General features: G+C 63.0%; 19 protein-coding genes. 8 read left to right on the top strand and 11 right to left on the bottom strand.

Going from position 1 to position 19706, the window contains the following annotated elements; genetic code table 11:
- Positions 1-15 precede the first annotated feature (15 nt).
- Complete coding sequence (locus BMI88_RS17225; protein ID WP_078550776.1) at positions 16-363, bottom strand: hypothetical protein; 348 nt, start codon at positions 361-363, stop codon at positions 16-18.
- A 195-nt stretch (positions 364-558) separates the two neighbouring features.
- Here BMI88_RS17225 and BMI88_RS17220 point away from each other — a divergent pair, with 195 nt between their 5' ends.
- Complete coding sequence (locus tag BMI88_RS17220; RefSeq protein ID WP_078550774.1) at positions 559-1737, top strand: lytic murein transglycosylase; 1179 nt, start codon at positions 559-561, stop codon at positions 1735-1737.
- Positions 1738-1755: 18 nt separating this feature from the next.
- On the opposite strand, the gene BMI88_RS17215 is transcribed toward BMI88_RS17220, so the two are convergent.
- Positions 1756-3090, bottom strand: a complete 1335-nt coding sequence (locus BMI88_RS17215) for an HlyD family type I secretion periplasmic adaptor subunit (protein WP_078550772.1) — start codon at positions 3088-3090, stop codon at positions 1756-1758.
- Positions 3087-4850, bottom strand: a complete 1764-nt coding sequence (locus BMI88_RS17210; protein ID WP_078550770.1) for a type I secretion system permease/ATPase — start codon at positions 4848-4850, stop codon at positions 3087-3089. Before BMI88_RS17210 ends, BMI88_RS17215 begins: the two co-directional genes overlap by 4 nt.
- 283 nt (positions 4851-5133) lie before the next feature.
- Between BMI88_RS17210 and BMI88_RS17205 the strand changes: the two genes are divergently transcribed.
- Together BMI88_RS17205 and BMI88_RS17200 are read left to right on the top strand one after the other, a co-directional pair.
- Positions 5134-5844 (top strand): VacJ family lipoprotein, encoded by a 711-nt coding sequence (locus BMI88_RS17205; protein WP_078551117.1) that lies wholly within the window; start codon positions 5134-5136, stop codon positions 5842-5844.
- The gene (locus BMI88_RS17200; RefSeq protein WP_078541733.1) at positions 5807-6430 is read left to right on the top strand and encodes an ABC transporter substrate-binding protein; all 624 of its coding nucleotides are present in this window, start codon (positions 5807-5809) and stop codon (positions 6428-6430) included. The genes BMI88_RS17205 and BMI88_RS17200 overlap by 38 nt, the downstream gene beginning before the upstream one ends.
- A 91-nt stretch (positions 6431-6521) precedes the next feature.
- Here the strand turns inward: BMI88_RS17200 and BMI88_RS17195 are convergent, their stop codons facing one another.
- Complete coding sequence (locus tag BMI88_RS17195; RefSeq protein ID WP_078550768.1) at positions 6522-8741, bottom strand: transglycosylase domain-containing protein; 2220 nt, start codon at positions 8739-8741, stop codon at positions 6522-6524.
- 270 nt (positions 8742-9011) lie between these two features.
- On the opposite strand from BMI88_RS17195, the gene BMI88_RS17190 reads away from it, so the two are divergent.
- Together BMI88_RS17190 and BMI88_RS17185 are read left to right on the top strand one after the other, a co-directional pair.
- Positions 9012-9350, top strand: a complete 339-nt coding sequence (locus BMI88_RS17190) for a P-II family nitrogen regulator (protein WP_078522388.1) — start codon at positions 9012-9014, stop codon at positions 9348-9350.
- Between the two features lie 25 nt (positions 9351-9375).
- Complete coding sequence (locus BMI88_RS17185; protein WP_088719786.1) at positions 9376-10713, top strand: ammonium transporter; 1338 nt, start codon at positions 9376-9378, stop codon at positions 10711-10713.
- Positions 10714-10785: 72 nt separating this feature from the next.
- Here the strand turns inward: BMI88_RS17185 and BMI88_RS17180 are convergent, their stop codons facing one another.
- From BMI88_RS17180 to smpB, 6 genes are all read right to left on the bottom strand, one after another.
- A complete protein-coding gene (locus tag BMI88_RS17180) occupies positions 10786-12348 on the bottom strand; it encodes a DHA2 family efflux MFS transporter permease subunit (RefSeq protein ID WP_078550764.1) in 1563 nt (520 codons plus the stop codon).
- A gap of 3 nt (positions 12349-12351) precedes the next feature.
- Complete coding sequence (locus BMI88_RS17175; RefSeq protein WP_078550762.1) at positions 12352-13482, bottom strand: HlyD family secretion protein; 1131 nt, start codon at positions 13480-13482, stop codon at positions 12352-12354.
- Positions 13475-13927: a MarR family transcriptional regulator gene (locus tag BMI88_RS17170; RefSeq protein WP_078550760.1), complete on the bottom strand. Its 453-nt coding sequence runs from the start codon at positions 13925-13927 to the stop codon at positions 13475-13477. The genes BMI88_RS17175 and BMI88_RS17170 overlap by 8 nt, the downstream gene beginning before the upstream one ends.
- Positions 13928-14068: 141 nt before the next feature.
- Positions 14069-15250 carry an amino acid aminotransferase gene (locus BMI88_RS17165; RefSeq protein WP_078550758.1) on the bottom strand — a complete coding sequence of 394 codons (1182 nt, stop codon included), beginning with the start codon at positions 15248-15250 and terminating at the stop codon, positions 14069-14071.
- The gene (gene sseA / locus BMI88_RS17160) at positions 15250-16107 is read right to left on the bottom strand and encodes a 3-mercaptopyruvate sulfurtransferase (RefSeq protein WP_146673620.1); all 858 of its coding nucleotides are present in this window, start codon (positions 16105-16107) and stop codon (positions 15250-15252) included. Before sseA ends, BMI88_RS17165 begins: the two co-directional genes overlap by 1 nt.
- 83 nt (positions 16108-16190) lie before the next feature.
- Positions 16191-16664, bottom strand: coding sequence for an SsrA-binding protein SmpB (smpB, locus tag BMI88_RS17155; RefSeq protein ID WP_078550756.1), 474 nt, complete (start codon positions 16662-16664; stop codon positions 16191-16193).
- A gap of 104 nt (positions 16665-16768) precedes the next feature.
- Between smpB and BMI88_RS17150 the strand changes: the two genes are divergently transcribed.
- Positions 16769-17218, top strand: coding sequence for an ion channel (locus BMI88_RS17150; RefSeq protein WP_078541739.1), 450 nt, complete (start codon positions 16769-16771; stop codon positions 17216-17218).
- Positions 17219-17266: 48 nt separating this feature from the next.
- Here BMI88_RS17150 and BMI88_RS17145 read toward each other — a convergent pair whose 3' ends face one another.
- Positions 17267-17719: a DUF302 domain-containing protein gene (locus BMI88_RS17145; RefSeq protein WP_078550754.1), complete on the bottom strand. Its 453-nt coding sequence runs from the start codon at positions 17717-17719 to the stop codon at positions 17267-17269.
- A gap of 166 nt (positions 17720-17885) precedes the next feature.
- Here BMI88_RS17145 and msrP point away from each other — a divergent pair, with 166 nt between their 5' ends.
- Both msrP and msrQ read left to right on the top strand, forming a co-directional pair.
- Entirely contained in the window at positions 17886-18815 is a 930-nt protein-coding gene (gene msrP, locus BMI88_RS17140; RefSeq protein WP_078550752.1) for a protein-methionine-sulfoxide reductase catalytic subunit MsrP, read from the top strand.
- Positions 18815-19420, top strand: coding sequence for a protein-methionine-sulfoxide reductase heme-binding subunit MsrQ (gene msrQ, locus BMI88_RS17135; RefSeq protein ID WP_078550750.1), 606 nt, complete (start codon positions 18815-18817; stop codon positions 19418-19420). The genes msrP and msrQ overlap by 1 nt, the downstream gene beginning before the upstream one ends.
- Positions 19421-19706: the final 286 nt, after the last annotated feature.

Here is a 19706-nt window from a genome sequence, read left to right as displayed (position 1 = left end):
AAATCTCAGTCTCGCTCAGATCTTCGTCAGGTAGCCCGATAGCGTCGGCCCTTCCTGCGCAAAATCGAGCGCCGCGCGATCACTGACGGGCGTTTCGCGTTTGACCGTGCAGATCAGCTCGTGTCCCTGAATTTCCGAGGCCACGATCAGGCAGGTCGCGACGTGCTTGGGTCCGTCATAGAGATCGACATGGCCGCGTAGATGCGAGACCTCGTCGGCATCCAACGCGAAGCCACCCGGCACCCGGCGCAGCACCGGCCAGATCTGACCGCCTGCGAGAACACGCAGGCGTGCCTTTTTCGCCGCATCGCGTTTCTGCGCGGCGCGCAGTCCTTCAAGGACCTCCTTAGGCAGGAATTCCATGACATCCTCCAACAGCTTCCCCGTGATCCATGCTGATCACCTCAATGTAAAAAGCAAGTTAACCATTCAGACGATCCGATTCTGCGGCTGCAAAGAGTGCTGAAATTGCAACGGCTTGCATGGCCGCCGCATCGGGTTGTCGCGCTGGGCCGCGCGAGATAGCGTCGAGGGTGACCGCGCAACCCGGAGGCTCTCATGCGTAAAGCTCTGCTCACCCTGACCCTCGCTCTCTCGCCCGTACTCTCCCCCGGTTTGGCACAAGCCGAGTGCGGCGGTAGCTGGTCCGGTTTCCTGTCCGGGATTCGCAGCGATCTGCAGGCGGCTGGATTGAACGCGCAGCAGGCCGACGCGTTCCTCGCCGGTGCGCGGCAGAATCAGGCCGTGTTGCGGGCGGACCGGGCGCAGGGGGTGTTTCGCAAGACCTTTCTCGAATTCGCGAGCGCGGTGATCAGCAAGAACCGGATGGTCAACGGGGTGAAGAACGCCAAGCGCTATGCGAAAACCTTCGATCGGATGGAGCAGACCTACGGCGTCTCGCGCGGGGTTCTGCTGGCCTTCTGGGCGCTCGAGACCGATTACGGCGCGGTGCAGGGCGATTTCAACACGCGCGATGCGCTGCTGACGCTGGCCCATGATTGCCGCCGACCCGAGCTGTTCCGCCCGCAGGTGATTGCCGCGGGCGAGCTGTTCCGGCGCGGCGATTTCGATCCCAAGCGAACCACCGGTGCCTGGGCCGGGGAAATCGGGCAGGTGCAGATGCTGCCCGAGGACATCCTGCACAACGGGGTCGATGGCGATGGCGACGGGCATGTGCGCCTGAAGACCTCGGCGCCCGATGCGCTGATGTCGGGGGCGAAGATGCTGCGCGATCTGGGGTGGCGCCCGAACGAGCCGTGGATGCAGGAAGTGAGCGTCCCCGATGACCTCGATTGGTCCCAGACCGGGCTCACCACCGAATTGCCGGTCTCCGAATGGGCGGCGCGCGGGGTCCGTGCGCGGCAGGGGCAGCTTGCGAGCAAACTGCGCGGATCGATCCTTTTGCCGATGGGGCGCAAGGGGCCCGCCTTTATCGTCTATCCGAATTTCCGTGTGCTGTTCGAATGGAACAAGAGCTTCGTCTACGTCACCAGCGCGGCCTATTTCGCCACGCGCCTCGAAGGGGCGCCGCGCCTCGATCCCGGCGCGCCCGAACCGGGGCTGAGCGTGTCGCAGATGAAGCGGTTGCAGGATAAGCTGGTCGCGAAGGGCTATGACGTGGGTGCGGTCGATGGCATCCTCGGCGCCAACACACGCAACGCTGTCCAGAGCGCGCAAGAGAGGTTCGGACTGCCCGCGGATGGTTGGCCGACGCGCGCCTTGCTCGATCGGTTGTGACCGCGTCGGGGCGGGAGGTCACCCCGCTGCGCCGCCAAGTGCGAAGAAATCGAGGAACGGGCTTAGCAGGTAGCGGATCGGAGAGACCGGCGCGGTCTGCAGGAAAACCTCGGCGGGCATACCGGGCACGAGCAGCCTGCGTTCTTCCGCGTCGAGTTCGCCCATATCGAAGGTGATCCGCACTTCGTAATAGCTTGCCCCGGTCGCCGGATCGGTCAGCGTGTCCGGGGAGATGCGCGTGATCGTGCCTGTCACGTCGCTCGAGATTCGCCGCGACAGTCCCGGAAAGCGGAGGATCGCAGTCTGGCCTGCCGCCAGGCCGTCGATATTGGTCGGATCGACTTGCGCATTGACGATGAGCGGCCGCCCGGTCTCTACGATTGCCATCGCCATCTCTGCCGGGCGCAGCACCGCATGCGCGCCGCGCAGGCGCACATCGTGCACCGTGCCGCTAACTGGCGCGCGTAGGGTGCGCCGCGTCAATTCGCGGCGCAGATGGGTGGTGCGCGCCGAGAGTTCGATGGCGCGGGCGTTGCTGGATTCGAGTTGCGACTCGATTCCCTCCCGGCGTTGCCATTGCAGCCGCGATGCGGTGAGCACCACGCCGCCGCTTTGCACAGTGAGTTGCGTTTTCTGGGCGCTCAACGCGCCGAGTTGTCGCTCCAGCGAGACCTGCTCGCGGGTGAGGGCGAGGATTTGCGCCGATGTGGCGAGGCCGCGATCCTTTAGCCGTTCGCGGAGGGCGAGTTCTTTTCCGATCAACCGCTCTTCGCGTTCCAGCGCCGTGACCTGCGCATCGAGCCCGTCGCGCTGCGCGCGGATTTGTTGCAGCTGCCGCGCCATTTCGGCGCGTTGCTGAGCGAAGGACTGTTTGCGGGCTTCGAACAGGGAATTCTGCCCCTCGACCAGATCGGTGACATCCGCGCGGAGCTTGGCCGCCTCCAAAAGCTGCCTCGGGTAAGGGACCGTGTTCGCGCCGTCCCGTTCGGCTTGCAGCCGCGCGCGCTGGGCCTGCAGGGCGAAATCCGAGGCTTCGACGATGGCCAGCTCGGTCCGGATGTCGTCAGAGGCAAGCCGCATCAGCACTTGGCCGCGGGTGACGTGATCGCCGCTTTTGACATAGATCTGTTCGATGGTCCCGCCGGTCGGATGCTCGATCACATGGCGCGAGCTGTCGACTTCGATCCGTCCTGAGGCCTGGATCGATCCGGCGAGCCGCGTGACGGTGAGCCAAAGGGCGGATCCGATGAAGAGGGCGACGATCGCCGCGAGGCCGAAGCCGATCGGGACGCCATGTTGCGAAGGGGTGCAGCAGGTGCCCCCTTGCCCAGAATGGATGCAGGCGTCGCTCACGCGGCGCTGTCCGCGCGTGGAACCACGCGGGCCTTCGTGGCCGAGGCGATCATGCGCTTGAGAACGTCGTCACGCGCGCCGAGGGCGCGCTGCGCCCCGTGATCGAGTACGAGGATGCGTTCGCATTCGGCGAGCGCGCCGGGGCTGTTGGTCATCACGATCGCCGCGCCGCCGCGCGCCTTCAGATCGCTCAGCATCGTGTGCAGACAGGCGCCGCCATCTCCACTGAGCAGAAGGTTCGGCTCATCGAGAATGAGGAGGATCGGGTCGTGATAGAGCGCCCGCGAAAGCGCGACGAGCTGGCGCTGGCGATCGGAAAGCGAAGCCCCCTCGAATTCGATCGGAGTGTCGTAGCCCGCGGGCATTTTGAGAATCATCTGATGCGCGCCGGCGCGTTTGGCGGCGGCGATGACCCGGTCCATGTCGGGCGCGAGGTCGAGCCGGGCGATATTCTCGGCCACTGTGCCGGGGAAGAAGGTGACCGATTGCGGCAGGTAGCCGATCAGCCGCCCCAAATTGTCGCGGTCGTATTGATCCAGCGGCACCTCGTCGAGGCGGATCGTGCCCGAGCTTGGCTGGGAGAAGTTGCACAGGCTACGCGCGAGAACGGATTTACCTGCGCCGAGCGGGCCGATCACCCCGAGTGCCTCCCCGGGTTCGAGCGAGAAGCTGATCATCTCGAGCGTCGCTCGGTTGGAGTTGGCCGGCCGGACGGTGATGTCTTCGACGGCGAGGCGCGCCTTCGGGCTCACCCACTCAGTGCCCTTTTGCGCGGCCGGGTGAGCGCCGAGCAGGGCCGCCAGCCGGTCGCGGGCGACGATGGCGCGCTGCCATTGCGTCCACCCACCCACGGCAAGCTCGACCGGCGCGAGCGATCGACCCATCAGGATCGAGGCGGCGATCATCGCCCCCGCGCTCAACTCGCCTTGCAGGACGAGATAGGCGCCAAGCGCCAGCATCGAGGTTTGCAGCAGCATCCGCAGCGCACGCATCGAGGCATGGAAGCTGCCGCTGAGATCGGTGGCCCGAATCGCGTTGTTCATCGATTCATGTCGTGCCGCCTGCCAGCGTTTGAAGCCGCTTTCGCGCATTCCGAGCGAAACGACCGTTTCGATCTGGCGGAGAAAATCGTTTCCGAGATACCGCGCTTTGTTCTCGAGCTGTGTCGTCTCTTCCATTCGCCCGCGCGTGACGAACTGTGTGGCGAGAGACAGCAGGATCAACGTGGCCCCGCCGGCGAAGGCCAGAGCGCCGAGCCACGGATGGAATACGAACAGCACTCCGAGATAGAGCGGTGTCCAAGGCAGATCGAACACCGCTGCCGCGACCGGGGAGGCATAATAGCGCTGGACGATTTCCAGATCGCGCAGGGCGTTGTTGGAGGACCGCTCCTGCGTGTTGATGGTGGCGTCGATGATGGCGGCGTCGAACACGCGCCGTTCGAGACCGCGCTGATGATCCGCTCCGATTCGCGCGAGCAGGCGACCTCGCGCCCAATCGATGACGCCCATCATCGTGAAGAGAAATGCCACCAGCAGGAACAGGTTGATCAGCGTCGGCAAGGACCGCGCGGGCAGCACGCGGTCATAGACCTGCAGCATGAACAGCGGCCCCGCGAGAACGAGCAGATTGATGAAGGCCGCGAATATTGCGACCAGCACGAATTGCCTTCGTACCCGGCCCAGCAGCCGGGCCATCTCCCGTCGTCCTTTGACGATGTTGCGTTTGATGATGGCTTGATCGGTGTTGGAATATGGCATCGTGCTCTCCCCGCGATGACGGGCGCTGATCGGAGCGCCGCGCTAGGCAAGGGTGGTGCGAGGGCGCTGAACGGGGCGTTAATTTCCCCGCGCCTTTTCCCGTCAATTCGATCCATTTCTTCCGGAACTCCGGAGTTCTGAGCGACTCGCGTTGCGGCAAGACCGGATGCGCCCTATCTATTTCAGGACCTAAGCCGCAACGCAGGGGGGAGCGACTTTGGCGCAGGAATTAGAAAAGAGGGCCTCGGCGCGCATCGGTATGCGGTGGTCTGCGGTGGCTACGATGACGGCGCTTGCGCTGGGGTTGGCCGCCTGCGCACCTGCGCCGCCCGCGACCGGCATTCAGGACCCTTATGAGGCGGCCAATCGCAAGACGCATGAGTTCAACAAGAAGCTCGACTCGGCCTTCTTCCGCTCCGATTCGACCGATGGCAGCGGCCCCGGGCCGGTGACGAAAACGCTCTATAATGTCGGCAGCAATCTCAGCCTGCCGGGCAAAGTGCTCAACTCTCTGCTGCAAGGACGGCCCGAACCGGCGGTGAAGAACACTTTCCGATTCTTCATCAACTCGACGATCGGGCTGGGGGGTATCTTCGATCCGGCGGGGACGGATTTCTCGTTGCCCGAGACGGATACCGATTTCGGCGAGACCCTGCATGTCTGGGGCGTGGGCGAGGGCAATTATCAGGAATTGCCGGTCTTCGGGCCGTCCACGACGCGTGATACAGTCGGGATGGTCGTCGATTTTGTGATCGACCCGCTGGGCGCGCTGCCCGACAAGGAGCGCATCGCCGCAGGGGCGCTACGCTTCGGCGGCAATGTCGCCAAGCGCAACATGTATGGCACCACTGTCGATTCGATCCTGTATGACAGTGCCGACAGCTATGCCCAAAGCCGGCTTCTGTATCTGCAGAACCGACGCTACGAACTCAATGGCGAGGAGGCCACCGATGCGAATGCCTACGATCCCTACGAAGACCTTCTGCCGCAATAGGCGGCAGGTTCTGGGCCTCGGCGCGGCGGGTCTGGCGGCGGCGATGGTGCCGGGGTCGGCATATGCGCTGACCGATGCGCAGGCGCGCGCGCTGATCCAGAAAGCGGTGAACGAGGTCAACGCAGCCATCGCCTCGGGGCGCACCGGGCCCGCGCTCTATGCGATGTTTGAACGGATTTTCGCGCGATATGCGGATGTGAACGTCATCGCGCGTTCGGCGCTGGGCGTGGCGGCGCGGCAAGCGAGCCCGGCGCAGCTTGCGGCCTTCACCAAGGCGTTCCAGGGCTACCTCTCGCGCAAATACGGCAAGCGGTTCCGCGAGTTCCAGGGCGCGAAGTTCCAGATTCAGGGCGCCCGCCCGATCAAAACCTTCTACGAGGTGAAGACGCTCGCGACCCTGCCGGGGCAGGCTCCGTTCGAGGTGCTGTGGCAGGTTTCGGATCGCTCTGGCAGCGACAAGTTCTTCAACCTGATCGTCGAGGGGGTGAACATGCTCGCCTCCGAACGGGCCGAGATCGGCGCGATGCTCGATCGGCGTCGCGGCAATATCAATGCGATGATCGAGGATCTGAAACGGGCGGGGTAATCGGCGCGGGCTTCGGCCCGGCAAGACACCGCCGCAAATGAAAGCGCCCGGGCCAGTGGTCCGGGCGTTTCTTTCGTTTCGGCTCGGTCGCTCAGTTGCTGCCGAAGATGTTGAGCAACTCGTTGAGGATCGACTGCGACGGATCGCGCCGCTGCCGCTGGGGCTGGGCGGGGGCTTGACCCGCGCTCTGGCTTTGCCCCTGAGATTGCTGAGCCGGCACCTGCCAGTCGCCCGGATGAGCCATGGGCAGCGGCTTGGGATCTTCACCGTTGAGCACCCGCTTCATCGTCTCGTGGAAGATCTCGGCGGGGAGGCCGCCCCCGGTCGTCCCTTTCAGCGGCGAGTTGTCGTCATTGCCCATCCAGACGCCGACGACGTAATCCGAGGTGAAGCCCACGAACCAGGCATCGCGCGCGCTCTGCGTGGTGCCGGTCTTGCCTGCGATCTCGTAGCCGTCGATGTTGGCGCGGCGGCCGGTCCCGTGCAGCACGACCTGACGCATCATGTAGGTGAGCTCCTGCGCCGCTTTCTTCGAGATCACGCGCTCGCCGATCCCGCCGGGCTTACCGAAGAGCGGCTGGTCGTCGCCTTTCAGCGTCAGCGAGGTCAGGCCATAGGGCTGCACCGAAGAGCCGCCATTAAGGATGCCCGCATAGGCCCCCGTCATGTCGAGCAGGTCCGATTCCCCCACGCCGAGCGCTACCGAGGGCAGGTTCGGAAGGTCCTGCGCGAAGCCGAAGCCTTCCGCGACCTTGATGACATTCTCGCGCCCCACCGCTTCGGAGACGCGCACGGTGGCGACGTTCACCGAATGCTCCAGCGCCGTGGTCAGTGTGATCGGCCCCATGTAGCTGCGCTCGTAGTTGCGCGGGCTCCAATCGGGTGAGCCGGGCATCTTCACCGTGACCGGCGCGTCATCCACCATCGAATCCGGGGTGTAGCCCAGATCGAGCGCAGTCGCATAGACGAAGGGCTTGAAGGTCGAGCCGGTCTGCCGCTGCGCCATGGTGGCGTGGTTGAACGCACCCGAGACCTTCGTGGCCCGACCGCCAACCATGCCGCGCACGGCGCCATCTGCGCTCATCACGACGATTGCGGATTCGGCCTTCGAGCCTTTGGAGACCTTGTTGTCGTAGACCGACTTCATCGCGTCTTCGGCCGCCGACTGGATGCGCTGATCGAGCGTGGTGTTGATGACGACATCCTCGGTCGTGTCGCGCGACAGGAAGTCCGGGATCGTATCCATCACCCAATCCGCGAAATAGCCGCCCGCGCGTTTCTGCGCTGCCTGGCTCAGAGTGGCGGGGTTGTTCTTCGCGTCGAGATATTGCCGATCCGTCAAGTAGCCCTGCCCATGCATGAGGTTGAGCACGGTCGCTGCCCGCTCCTGCGAGCGTTCGAGGCTGGAGGTCGGGGCGTAGTAGCTCGGGGCTTTCAGAAGGCCCGCCAGCATCGCCGCCTGCTGCGGATCTACATTGGCCGCCGAGATGCCGAAATAGCGCTCCGACGCGGCCTCGAAGCCGCGCGCACCCGCGCCGAGATAGGCGCGGTTGAGGTAGATCGAAAGGATTTCATCTTTCGAGTATTTCAGTTCCAGCGCGAAGGCGTAGGGCACTTCCTTGATCTTGCGGCGCAGACCGCCCGAACGGCAGTCATTCTCATAGGCGGCTTCGTTCTTCCATTTCTTCGGGTCGAACTTCACGCCGAGGCACAGGAGCTTCGCGGTCTGCTGTGTGATGGTCGAACCACCGTTGCCGTCGAACGGTCCGCGCCCCTCGCGCATGTTGATCGCCATTGCCGAGGCGATGCCGCGCGGCGAAATGCCGAAGTGATGGTAGAAGCGGCGGTCCTCGGTCGCGACCACGGCGTCGCGCAGATAGGGCGAGACGTTCTTCGCATCGATCTGGCCGCCGAAGGTCTCGCCACGCCAGGCGAAGACCTTGCCCTGATCGTCGAGCATCGTGACCGAGCCGCGGGTGCGGCCGTCGAGCAGCTTCGTGTAGTCGGGCAGGGTCGAGTAGAAATACAGCGTCGCTGCGCCCACCACGAGGGCGACGATCATCGCGAGGCGCCAGCCGACGCCCCAGACGACCCGCCAGATCAACCGAGCGAGGCCGATGATCAGACCGGTGATCGGCCCGTTGCGCCGCGGCGGCTTGCCTCGGCCGCCACCGCCACCTCCGCCGTTACCTCCACCCCGGCGCGCATTCTTGCGCGGCTTGGTGGGTTTCGATGCCTTGGGAGGCTGCTTCGACGAGGAATAGCGCTTGTCGGCCACGAGGCGCCCGCGCCCTCCGCCTTTCTGAGTCATCTGCCTGTTCCGCTGCCTGCGTTTTAATTGCGCGCAATCTACACGGGCCGACCCGAGATGTGCACCCGCGAAAAATCACGTTTCAGATTTGCAATGTGATTAAAAAAGCGGCAAAGCGCACAAATTGTGCAAATTTGAGCCAGAATCCGCTGAGGCTGCTACTCGGACGGAACCTCGTTTCCTTGTGTGAAAGGGGCACAGCGGGCCTTTTAACACCGTGCGATGTCACCAAGCGGGCATCGAAAGGGCTGAACAAGGAAGGGATGTCAGGTGAAACTCATCATTGCAGCAATCAAGCCGTTCAAGCTGGAGGAGGTGCGCGAGGCGCTCACCACCATCGGCGTGCGCGGAATGATGGTGACCGAGATCAAAGGCTTCGGTGCCCAGTCGGGTCACACGGAAATCTATCGTGGTGCCGAATACGCCGTGAATTTCGTGCCGAAGGTCAAGCTGGAGATCGTCGTCGCGGACGGCCTCGCCGACGAGGTTGTCGACACGATCATGAAAGCCGCGAAGACCGACAAGATCGGCGACGGCAAAATCTTCGTTCTCGATGTCGGGCAGGCGGTTCGCGTGCGCACCGGCGAATCCAATGACGACGCGCTTTAAGGCGCGACAGGGGGAAAGTAGGAAAATGAATAAGCTTTCGAAAATCACCGGCCTTGCGGTCGCTCTGACCGCGGTGGCTCTGCCGGCGCTGGCGCAGGATGCCGCCGCGCCCGCGGCGATGGATCCGCCGGCCAATGAGATCGGCTTCATCCTGAACACCTTCATGTTCCTCGTCACCGGCTTCCTGGTGATGTGGATGGGCGCGGGCTTCTCGATGCTCGAGGCTGGCCTCGTGCGTTCGAAGAACGTGACCATGCAGTCGCTCAAGAACATCGCGCTCTTCGCGATCGCGGCGATCATGTACTACCTGATCGGCTATAACCTGATGTATCCGGGCGACGGCTGGTCGATCAACGGCGTGCTCGGTGCCTTCTCGACCACCTCGCTCGAGCCCGTTGGCGTCGGCGCGGATTCGGTCGACCTGACCTATGCTTCGGTCGGTTCGGACTTCTTCTTCCAGCTGATGTTCTGCGCCACCACCGCGTCGATCGTTTCGGGCACCCTGGCCGAGCGCATCAAGCTGTGGCCGTTCCTGATCTTCACCGTGATCCTGACGGGCTTCATCTACCCGATCCAGGCTTCGTGGAAATGGGGCGGTGGCTTCCTGGACGCCGATTTCGGCTTCCTCGACTTCGCTGGCTCGACCGTCGTGCACTCGGTCGGTGGCTGGGCAGCTCTCGCAGGCGCTCTGATCCTCGGTCCGCGTATCGGCAAGTATAAGGACGGCAAGGTCCAGGCTATGCCCGGTTCGAACCTGACGCTCGCTACGCTCGGTACCTTCATCCTGTGGCTCGGCTGGTTCGGCTTCAACGGCGGTTCGCAGCTCTACATGAACACCGTGGGCAACGTCGCCGATATCTCGCGCATCTTCGCCAACACCAACACGGCAGCTGCCGGTGGCGCGATCGCAGCGCTGATCCTGACCCAGATCCTCTACAAGAAGCCGGATCTGACCATGGTTCTCAACGGCGCTCTGGCTGGCCTCGTGTCGATCACGGCTGAGCCGCTGACCCCGAGCCTCGGTGCAGCGACCATCATCGGCGCGATCGGCGGTATCATCGTGGTCCTGCTGGTTCCGATGCTCGACAAGCTGAAGATCGACGACGTCGTGGGCGCTATCCCGGTCCACCTCGGCGCTGGTATCTGGGGCACGCTGGCTGTTCCGATCACCAACCCGGACGGCACCTTCTACGGCCAGATCGTCTCGATCATCATCGTCGGCATCTTCGTCTTCGTGGTCTCGGCAATCATCTGGTTCATCCTCAAAGCCGTCATGGGCATCCGCGCCCCGGCCGAGGACGAGATGATGGGCCTCGACAAGGCGGAACTGGGCATGGAAGCCTATCCGGAGTTCGTCAACTAAGACGCTTCATCCAAGACAAAGCGAAAGGCCCGGGAGCGATCCCGGGCCTTTTTTATTGCGTCTGATGTCGGCTTACTCGGTGACCGGAGCGCCTTGCGGCTTCTGGCCTCCGCCGCTGTTCTGGTAATCCGGCTTACGCAGGAAGAAGACGAGCGGGGTGGCCGCCAGCGTGACCCACATCATGAACTTGAAATCGTCCACGTAAGAGATCATCGCCGCCTGCTGCGTCGCGAGGTTGTTGAGCACCGTCAGGGCCGCTTCCCGCGACATGCCGCTCGCGCCGTTCATCACGCCCGACAGGTTCTGCGGATTGATCGCAGAGACGATCTCGGAATGGTTCACCGCGATATTGTGGGTGAGCAGCGCGGTCACGATCGAGATCCCGATGGACGAGCCGATATTACGCAGAAGCGAGAACAGCGCCGTGCCGTCGCCGCGATATTCCGGGGCGAGCGTTGCGAAGGCCAGCGTCGAGATCGGCACGAAGACCGAACCCAGTCCGAAGCCCTGAATCACGCCCGAGATGATGATCCATTTCGGCCCCATCTGCGGCGAGAAGGTCGACATGATGTGCAGGGAATAGGCGGTTAAGGACAAGCCGACCACCACGAGGATGCGCAGGTCGATGACCTTCACGAGTCGCCCGATCAGCAGCATCATGATCATCGCCCCCACACCGCGTGGTGACATCACCAAGCCCGTCGTCAGCGTCGGGTAGCTGAAGATGTTCGACAGCATCGGCGGCAGCAGTGCCAGCGAGGCGAGCAGGATGATCCCGATCACGAAGATGAACAGCAGCCCCATCGAGAGGTTGCGGTCGAGGAACATCTTCGGCTCAAGGAAGGGTTTCTTCGCACTGAGAATCCACACCAGGAACACCCAGAACCCGCTAATCGCGAGCGCGGCTTCGATCCAAATCTCGCGCGAGGCGAACCAGTCGAGATCGGACCCACGGTCGAGCATCATCTGCAGCGACCCGATCGCCACGGCCAATGCCGCGAAGCCGAAGAAGTCGAAACCGATCTTCTTCTTGGGGGTCTCGGGCAGGAAGAAGGCGGAGCCCGCGATGGCGATCATCCCGAGCGGCACGTTGATGTAGAACACCCAGCGCCAGTTGATCACCTCGGTCAGATAGCCGCCCAGCGTCGGGCCGATGATCGGGCCGAGCATGATGCCTGCACCGAACATCGCCATAGCCTGCCCGTGCTTCTCGCGCGGGTTGATGTCGAGCATGAAGTTCTGCGCGAGCGGCACGATGGCCGCGCCGAACACGCCCTGCATGAGGCGGAAGATCACCATCACGTCGAGCGACCACGCGATCCCGCAGAGCATCGAGAAGACCACGAAGCCGATCACCGCGACCATGAAGATCTCGCGCCGCCCGAAGCGGTTGGCAAGCCAGCCCGACAGCGGGGTCACGATGGCTGCGGCCACGATATAGGAGGTCAGCACCCAGTTGATCGTATCGCGCGACGCGCCGAGGTCGGCGCGCATGTCGGGCAGGGCCACGTTCGCGATGGTAGTATCGAGCACCTGCATGATCACGGCCAGCATCAGCGACGCCATGATCAGCGCGCGATGCGGCACGTTATGCGGGTCGATCCCCTTGGGTTGTTTCTCTGCGGCCTCGGCCATGACTTACTGCCCCTGATCGGTCGTGCCAGCAACGGCGGCCGAGCTGTTCGCCTTGTCGAGGATGCGCTTGTAGCGCGGCTGCGAGGCGGTATCGACGGTTACGCTGGCCGAGAGACCTGCGCGCAGGCCTTGGAGGTTCGCGCCTTCGTCGAGACGCAGGCGCACCGGAACACGCTGGGTTACTTTCACCCAGTTGCCGGTCGCGTTCTGCGCCGGAAGGATCGAGAACTCGGCCCCCGTTCCCGCGCCGACCGCGTCGACCGTCGCGTGATATTCGCGATCCGGGAAGGCGTCGAACTCGACGGTGGCCGACTGGCCCTCTTGCATATGGGTCAGCGCGGTTTCCTTGAAGTTCGCGATCACCCAGACGTCGCTGGTATCGACCAGCGTGAAGAGGCTGGCGCCGGCACCGACCATCTCGCCCGGTTTGAACGAGGAGGCCTGATAGATGATGCCATCGGTGGGCGCATCGACCTCGGTCTGCGAGAGATTGTACTTGGCGTCGTTGACCGCCACGATCGCCGATTTCACCGAGGGGTGTTCATCGACTTGAATCTCGGGATTGCCGTCGAGGGCGACTTTCGCCGACGCCACTTTCTGCTTCGCGGCGGCCAGCGTGTTCTGCGCGGCTTGCGTCGCCGTGCGCTGCTGGTCGAGCGCCTGCTGCGTCGTGGTGCCGGATTTGATCAGCTTTTCCTGACGGTTCAGCTGTTTCTCCTGATAAGCCGCATTATCCGCCGCCTGTTTCTCGTCGGCGAGCGCGGCCTTGTAGGAGGCGCGAAGCTGTTCGACCTGAAGGCGGGCCTGCGACAGTGCGGCCTCTGCCTTGGCCAGCGCCAGCTCATATGGCTTCTTGTCGAGTTCGAAAAGCGGCGTGCCTTTTTTCACATGCTCGTTGTCATGCACGAACACTTCGGTCACACGGCCCGAGATTTGCGAGGCGACGGGGATTCTCGCCATCTGGAAATTGGCGTTCTCGGTGCTTTGCGAGCCACCGGCGCTCAGCCAGTACCACGCGCCGCCCAGCACGATGAGGGCAGGCACGAGAATAAGGAGCCAGAATTTCGGCCCCTTCTTCTGTTTCTGTTTCGGTTGGTTTGCCGCGCTGTCCGCGGTCGGGTTCTGGTCACTCATGATGTGTCTCTGACGTGGAGGAGGTGTCTTCGGAGAGGTTACGGATGATCGCCCGAAGGGTGTTCAATGCAGTCGCGACTTCGTCATCGCTCAGCCCGGCCAGTGCCTGCTCGTAGATGTCATCCGCGATGGAGCGAGCATCCTCGAAGGCGTTGCGCGCCTTGGCCGAGGGATGCACGAGCTTGACGCGGCGATCATTCGGATCAGCTTTGCGGCAGACCCAATCGGCCTCTTCCATGCGGTCGACGAGTCGCGAGACCGAAATCGGTTCGATTTCGAGCAGCTCGGCCAGCCGGGCCTGCGGCAGCGCGCCTTCCTTTTTGAGGTAGACGAGAAGCCGCCATTGCGCGGTCGTCAGGCCGAACTCGTTGGCGCGTGCCTCGAAGCGACGGCGGATCAACCGCGTCGCGTCGTGCAGGAGAAAACCTAGGCTCTGATCGGGCATCCGTGGCTCCGTTGAAATTAAAGTAAGCCTCTATATTATGAGCCTGCTTATTATTTCAAGGGCGCAATGCGGAAAAATCCACCACGAAAAACGGCGGCCCAAATGGACCGCCGTTTCGAATTTTCGTGTTGTCGGAAGCGTTTAGACGCCAGCGTCGATCAGCGCGCGGGCCAGAAGCGGCACGCTGTTTTTGTTGAGGCCCGCGATGTTGATACGCGAGTCGCCGACCATGTAGATCGCGTTGCCTTCCTTCATCGCAGCGACCTGCTCGGGCGTGGCGCCAAGGCGCGAGAACATGCCGCGGTGCTCTGCCACGAAGTCGAAGCGGTCGGAATTGGACAGCTTGCGCAGCTCGTCGGCGAGTTGCTGGCGCAGTTCCAGCATCCCGGTGCGAACCTCTTCCAGCTCGGCTTCCCAATCGGCGCGCAGCTCGGGATCGGTGAGCACGCGGGTGACCAGCGCCTGCCCGTGATAGGGCGGGAAGGAATAGGTCTGACGGTTGAGATAGGCGAGGTTGCCCTGAACGGTCTTCTTGGTCTCTTCCGAACCCAGAACCATCAGGCAGCCGGTGCGCTCGCGATAGATACCGAAGTTCTTCGAGCAGGACGCCGCGATCAGGACTTCCGGCAGACGCTCGGCGATCAGGCGGGTGCCTGCGGCATCGGCTTCAAGTCCGTCCCCGAAGCCCTGATAGGCGAGGTCGATCATCGGAACCGCGCCGGTCTCTTTCAGCAGATCGGCGACCTTGCCCCACTGCTCGAGCGTCAGGTTCGCGCCGGTCGGGTTATGGCAGCAGCCGTGCAGCAGCACGACGTCGCCTTCCTTGGCGCCCTTCAGGTCTTCCATCATCGCGTCGAAATCGACCGAGCGGGTCTCGGCATCGAAATAGCGATAGGTGGTGAAGTCCTGATCCATGAATTTCAGGATCGAGAGGTGGTTCGGCCAGGTCGGATCGGAGACCCAGATCTTGGTGCCGGGGTTCGCCATGCGGGCAAGCTCGAAGCCCATGCGGCAAGCGCCGGTGCCGCCCACGGTCGAGAGGCACGCCAGACGATCGGCCGGGTAGCCCTTGCCCAGAACCATCTCGGCCATCGCCGCGTGGAATTCCGGCTGGCCGGCGAGGCCCGCGTATTTCTTCGTGGTCTCATTGTCCCAGACCTGCTTTTCCGCCTTGTGGATGGCGCGCATGATCGGGGTTTCGCCTTCGGCGTTCTTGTAGACGCCGACGCCGAGATCGACCTTCTGGTCGCGCTCATCGGCGCGGTATTCTTCCATCAGCGCAAGGATTTTGTCTGGCGCTTGCGGCTTGAGATTGTTCAGCATCATGCTTCTCCCGTTGCGACCTTGAGGTCGTTATACATGCCCCATTCCGACCAAGACCCGTCATAGAGCGACCAGTCGGACTTGCCGATCAGCTCGAGCGCGAGCGACAGGATCGCGGCGCTGACACCGGAGCCGCAGGTCGTGATCGCGGGCTTCGACAGGTCGACGCCGGCGGCTTCGAACAGGGCCTTGATCTCTTCTGGGGATTTGAAGGTGCCCTCGGGGGTCAGCAGCTCGCCGAAGGGCAGGTTGCGCGAGCCGGGGATATGACCCGAACGCAGCCCCGGGCGCGGCTCCGTGCCGTTGCCGAGGAAGCGCTCGTTCGGGCGCGCGTCGATGATTTCGTGATCGCCGAGCTTGCTGGCATGGGCGACCTGCGTGACGTCTTTCACTAGACCGGGGTGGCGCTGCACCGTCATGTGACGGTCGCGCACCATCGGCGGCATGTCTTCGAGCGGGCGGCCCTCGGCCTCCCATTTCGGCAGACCGCCATCGAGCACCGCCACATCCGTCTTGCCCATGAGGCGGAAGGTCCACCAGACGCGCGGCGCGGAGAAGACGGAATGCTGGTCGTAGATCACGACCTGATGGCCGTCGCCCACGCCCATCGCGCGCATCCGCGAGATGAACTTCTCGGGCGGCGGCGCCATATGCGGCAGATCCGAGCGATTGTCGGCGATATCGTCGATGTCGAAGAAGCGCGCACCGGGGATGTGCTTGGCGTCATAGGTCGCCTTCGCATCCCGCTCCATCTGCGGCAGGAACCACGAAGCGTCCAGAATGCGCAGGTCGGGGTCCTTCAGATGGGCAGCAAGCCAATCCGTCGATACGAGCGTTTTCGGGTCATCCATCGTCATGCGCCTCTTTTGCCGGTCGGGATTGCTTAGACTCAGCGGCGCGCAAGACGCAAGGGCAGGGCGGGTAAATCCGCCCCGTGCCCCTAGTAATTCTGCTTCAGAAGGCGCTGTTTCTGGCGGTTCCAGTCGCGTTTCGCCTCAGTTTCGCGCTTATCGGCCTGCTTCTTGCCCTTCGCGATCCCGATCAGGACCTTCGCGATGCCTTTCTGGTTGAAGTACATCTTCAGCGGCACGATGGTCATGCCCTCGCGCTGGGTCGCGTTCCACAGACGCGCCAATTCGCGCTTGGAGACGAGCAGCTTGCGCTTGCGCCTCTCCTCGTGGCCGAAATGCGTGGCTTGGTTCAGGCTCGCGATATAGGAGTTGATCAGCCACAATTCGGCATCCTCGACCGAGGCGTAGCTCTCGGCGATGTTCGTCTGACCGACGCGCATCGATTTCACCTCGGAGCCTTGCAGCACGATGCCCGCCTCGAGTGTGTCCTCGACGGCGTAGTGATAACGTGCCTGCCGGTTCTCGGCGATCAGCTTGGAATTGGGGTCTGAATGCTTTGCCATAGTCGCATCGAGATAGGGCAGGCAAGCGGCTCTGTCCAGTGCGGCACCGCTACGCTTGACGCCCGTGCGGTGGCGCGAAATAGCTAGGGCAGGAGGAAACGCCCATGATCATCCAGATCGCCATCGGTTCGGTGATGATGCTTCTGACCGTTTGCATCGCCGCGCTCAGCGCCTGGGCGATCGAGGCGACATTCTCGCGGCTGCACTGGTGGATGCTGCGTGAGCCGCACCGCCCGAAGCTGATGCTGATGGTTGTCGTCGCCGCGCTCTGGGCGCTGGCGATGGTCACGGCGGGCGTCTGGCTCTGGGCGTTCTGCTTCCGCATCCTGGGCGTGTTCAACACGATGGAGCAGTCGGTCTACTTCTCGCTCGTGAGCTTCACCACGCTGGGATACGGAGACATCCTGCTTTCGCATCAATGGCGCATCCTTGGCGGGATGGCGGCGGCGAACGGGCTTCTGAATGTGGGGCTTCTGACCGCGCTGCTGGTCGAGGTGATCCGGCATGTGCGCAAGAGCCAGCTGGAGGCCCGGGCCGAGCGCGGCGCGAGCTAAACTGTGATGCTCGCGCGCGCGGGTGCGCGCGCGCGAGCTATATATCCGTCAGTCGAGCATCAGCGCGTCTTTGACGATCCCGGTCAGCATATCGGTCACCGGCTGCATCGACTCTTCGTCATAGGAGCGGAAACCCACCGTCACATGATCCGTGTCCTCGGGCGTCTGGTAGACGAAGATCGTGTAGGGGCAGTACTGGAAGTTGGTGATATCCGCCTCCATCACCTCGCGCGACGTCTGCGCCGAGCAGAAGGAGAATACGTCCGCGCCGGTGAAAAGCGTCTTGGTGCTGCCCACGGCGTCTTTCGTGCGCTCCAGCATGTCGCCGGTATGGCTGACGTGATCCACCACGAGCCCCGCGCCGATGATTGCGTTCTGCACTGCGAATGTGACGTTGTCGAAGGTGTCTTCGGTGGTCCAGGTATGGGCGTCCTCAGCCGTTGCTGCGCTCGCTCCCACAGTGATGACCGCCGCAAGTGCGGCGCCGATGAAGCGTTTCATCTCTCTCTCCCTTGTCTCCCAAACGGAGGACTTTGCGCCGTCCGTTGATCCAGTCTCGATAGTGGCGCGTATTTTTATACGTGCCTAGAGGTAACAATGTCGCTGTAAGCTTCGAAGTGTAAGCGACGGGCACCGCCCCATATGTAGGGGCAGAGAGGAGACTTCCATGCGCAAGATAAGACCGAACGATCCGAGCTGGGCCGATGTGACGCCGAAGGCCGACTTCCTGAACCGCCGCCAAATCATGGCAGGCGCGGGGGCGATGGCGCTTGGCTCGATTGCCGGGCCCAGCTTTGCCAGCATCGACGCCAAGCCCTCGAAATTCTCGACCGACGCCAAGCCGAACACCCTCAAGGAGATCACCTCCTACAACAACTTCTACGAATTCGGCTGGGACAAGTCGGACCCCGCGCAATATGCGGGCCAACTGGTCACCGACCCGTGGTCGATCGAGATCGACGGGATGGTCGACAAGCCCGGCTCCTATCCGCTCGACGATATCCTCAAGCCCGTGACGCTCGAGCAGCGCATCTATCGCTTCCGCTGTGTGGAAGCGTGGTCGATGGTCGTGCCGTGGATCGGCTTCGAGCTGTCCAGCCTTCTGAACCGCGTGGGCGTGCAGCCGTCCGCGAAATACGTGGCCTTCCAGACCCTCTACCGTCCCGAGCAGATGCCGGGGCAGAAACAGGGCGGTATCGACTGGCCTTATGTCGAGGGGCTGCGCATCGACGAGGCGATGAACCCGCTGACCATTCTGGCGACCGGTCTCTATGACGAAGAGATGCCGAACCAGAACGGCGCACCGATCCGTCTGATCGTGCCGTGGAAATACGGCTTCAAGTCTATCAAGAGCATCGTGAAAATCTCGCTGACCGACAAACAGCCGCCGACGACGTGGAACCAACTGCAGCCGCGTGAATACGGCTTCTATGCCAATGTGAACCCGAAAGTGGATCACCCGCGCTGGTCGCAGGCCACCGAACGCCGCGTGGGTGCGGGCCTCTTTGCCGGCCGTCAGGAGACGTTGATGTTCAACGGCTACGGCGACGAGGTCGCGCAGCTCTACAAGGGCATGGACCTCGCGAAGTATTACTGATGATCAGCGCAACCCTCTCCGCCCCGATCAACACAGCACTGCGTCGTGTGCCCAGCTGGGCCGTCTATCTGGCGGGGCTGATCCCGCTGGCATGGGTGGTCTGGCTGACCCTGTCCGGCGGCATCGGCGTCGATCCCGTGAAAGCGATCGAGCACCGGCTGGGCAAGATCGCCCTGTGGTTCCTGATCGGCGGGCTGGCCATCACACCGGCGCGCCGATTCCTCGGCATTAACCTGATCAAGTATCGCCGCGCGATTGGCTTGCTGGCCTTCTTCTATGTGGCGCTGCACCTGATCGCCTGGGTAGTGCTGGATATGGGGATGCTCTGGGCACAAGCCGCGGCGGATCTCATCAAGCGCCCCTACCTCCTCTTTGGCATCACGGCTTTCGTGCTGCTGATCCCCTTGGCGGTCACGTCGAACAACGCCTCGATCCGCAAGCTGGGGAAGAACTGGCGGCGGGTTCACATGCTGGTCTACCCGGCCGTGGCGCTCGGCGTGATTCACTACCTTTGGCAGATGAAGGTGATTTCGAGTGAAGGTTGGCTCTGGCTCGGCGTCTTTGTCGCGCTGATGGCGGTTCGATTCCGTACGTTTCGCTGGTGACTCGGGTGGTTTGGCTTGCTGCCCTTGGGGCATGGCGCTCAGGAGGTTTCGCGGGGGTGGGTGATTTGCGCAAGATTCTTCCCTGCGGTGGTTCGGGGTGAATTGGGTGCATTTGCGGTGGTGTTGAAAGTGTATTGATTTCAGTGTGTTGTGTTGTTCTTTCGAGAAAAGTGACAGTTTTTCGAAAAAGGCACTTGCGACTCCCGGGAGTGATCCGTAAATACCGCCTCACCGAAGCGGCACACACCGCAACGGGGCGCCGGAAGGGCCAGCAACGCTGACACGA

Source organism: Thioclava sp. F36-6, from assembly GCF_002020305.1.
GTDB classification, from domain to species: Bacteria; Pseudomonadota; Alphaproteobacteria; order Rhodobacterales; family Rhodobacteraceae; genus Thioclava; species Thioclava sediminum.
This window is presented reverse-complemented; position numbering and strand designations above follow the sequence as displayed.

Bases quoted from the DNA above. Each gene is read 5' to 3' on its own strand.
- BMI88_RS17225 (WP_078550776.1), bottom strand. From the start codon at position 363: ATGGAATTCCTGCCTAAGGAGGTCCTTGAAGGACTGCGCGCCGCGCAG.
- BMI88_RS17220 (WP_078550774.1), top strand. From the start codon at position 559: ATGCGTAAAGCTCTGCTCACCCTGACCCTCGCTCTCTCGCCCGTACTC.
- BMI88_RS17210 (WP_078550770.1), bottom strand. From the start codon at position 4,850: ATGCCATATTCCAACACCGATCAAGCCATCATCAAACGCAACATCGTC.
- BMI88_RS17205 (WP_078551117.1), top strand. From the start codon at position 5,134: ATGACGGCGCTTGCGCTGGGGTTGGCCGCCTGCGCACCTGCGCCGCCC.
- BMI88_RS17200 (WP_078541733.1), top strand. From the start codon at position 5,807: ATGCCTACGATCCCTACGAAGACCTTCTGCCGCAATAGGCGGCAGGTT.
- BMI88_RS17195 (WP_078550768.1), bottom strand. From the start codon at position 8,741: ATGACTCAGAAAGGCGGAGGGCGCGGGCGCCTCGTGGCCGACAAGCGC.
- BMI88_RS17185 (WP_088719786.1), top strand. From the start codon at position 9,376: ATGAATAAGCTTTCGAAAATCACCGGCCTTGCGGTCGCTCTGACCGCG.
- BMI88_RS17180 (WP_078550764.1), bottom strand. From the start codon at position 12,348: ATGGCCGAGGCCGCAGAGAAACAACCCAAGGGGATCGACCCGCATAAC.
- BMI88_RS17175 (WP_078550762.1), bottom strand. From the start codon at position 13,482: ATGAGTGACCAGAACCCGACCGCGGACAGCGCGGCAAACCAACCGAAA.
- BMI88_RS17170 (WP_078550760.1), bottom strand. From the start codon at position 13,927: ATGCCCGATCAGAGCCTAGGTTTTCTCCTGCACGACGCGACGCGGTTG.
- BMI88_RS17165 (WP_078550758.1), bottom strand. From the start codon at position 15,250: ATGCTGAACAATCTCAAGCCGCAAGCGCCAGACAAAATCCTTGCGCTG.
- sseA (WP_146673620.1), bottom strand. From the start codon at position 16,107: ATGACGATGGATGACCCGAAAACGCTCGTATCGACGGATTGGCTTGCT.
- smpB (WP_078550756.1), bottom strand. From the start codon at position 16,664: ATGGCAAAGCATTCAGACCCCAATTCCAAGCTGATCGCCGAGAACCGG.
- BMI88_RS17150 (WP_078541739.1), top strand. From the start codon at position 16,769: ATGATCATCCAGATCGCCATCGGTTCGGTGATGATGCTTCTGACCGTT.
- BMI88_RS17145 (WP_078550754.1), bottom strand. From the start codon at position 17,719: ATGAAACGCTTCATCGGCGCCGCACTTGCGGCGGTCATCACTGTGGGA.
- msrP (WP_078550752.1), top strand. From the start codon at position 17,886: ATGCGCAAGATAAGACCGAACGATCCGAGCTGGGCCGATGTGACGCCG.
- msrQ (WP_078550750.1), top strand. From the start codon at position 18,815: ATGATCAGCGCAACCCTCTCCGCCCCGATCAACACAGCACTGCGTCGT.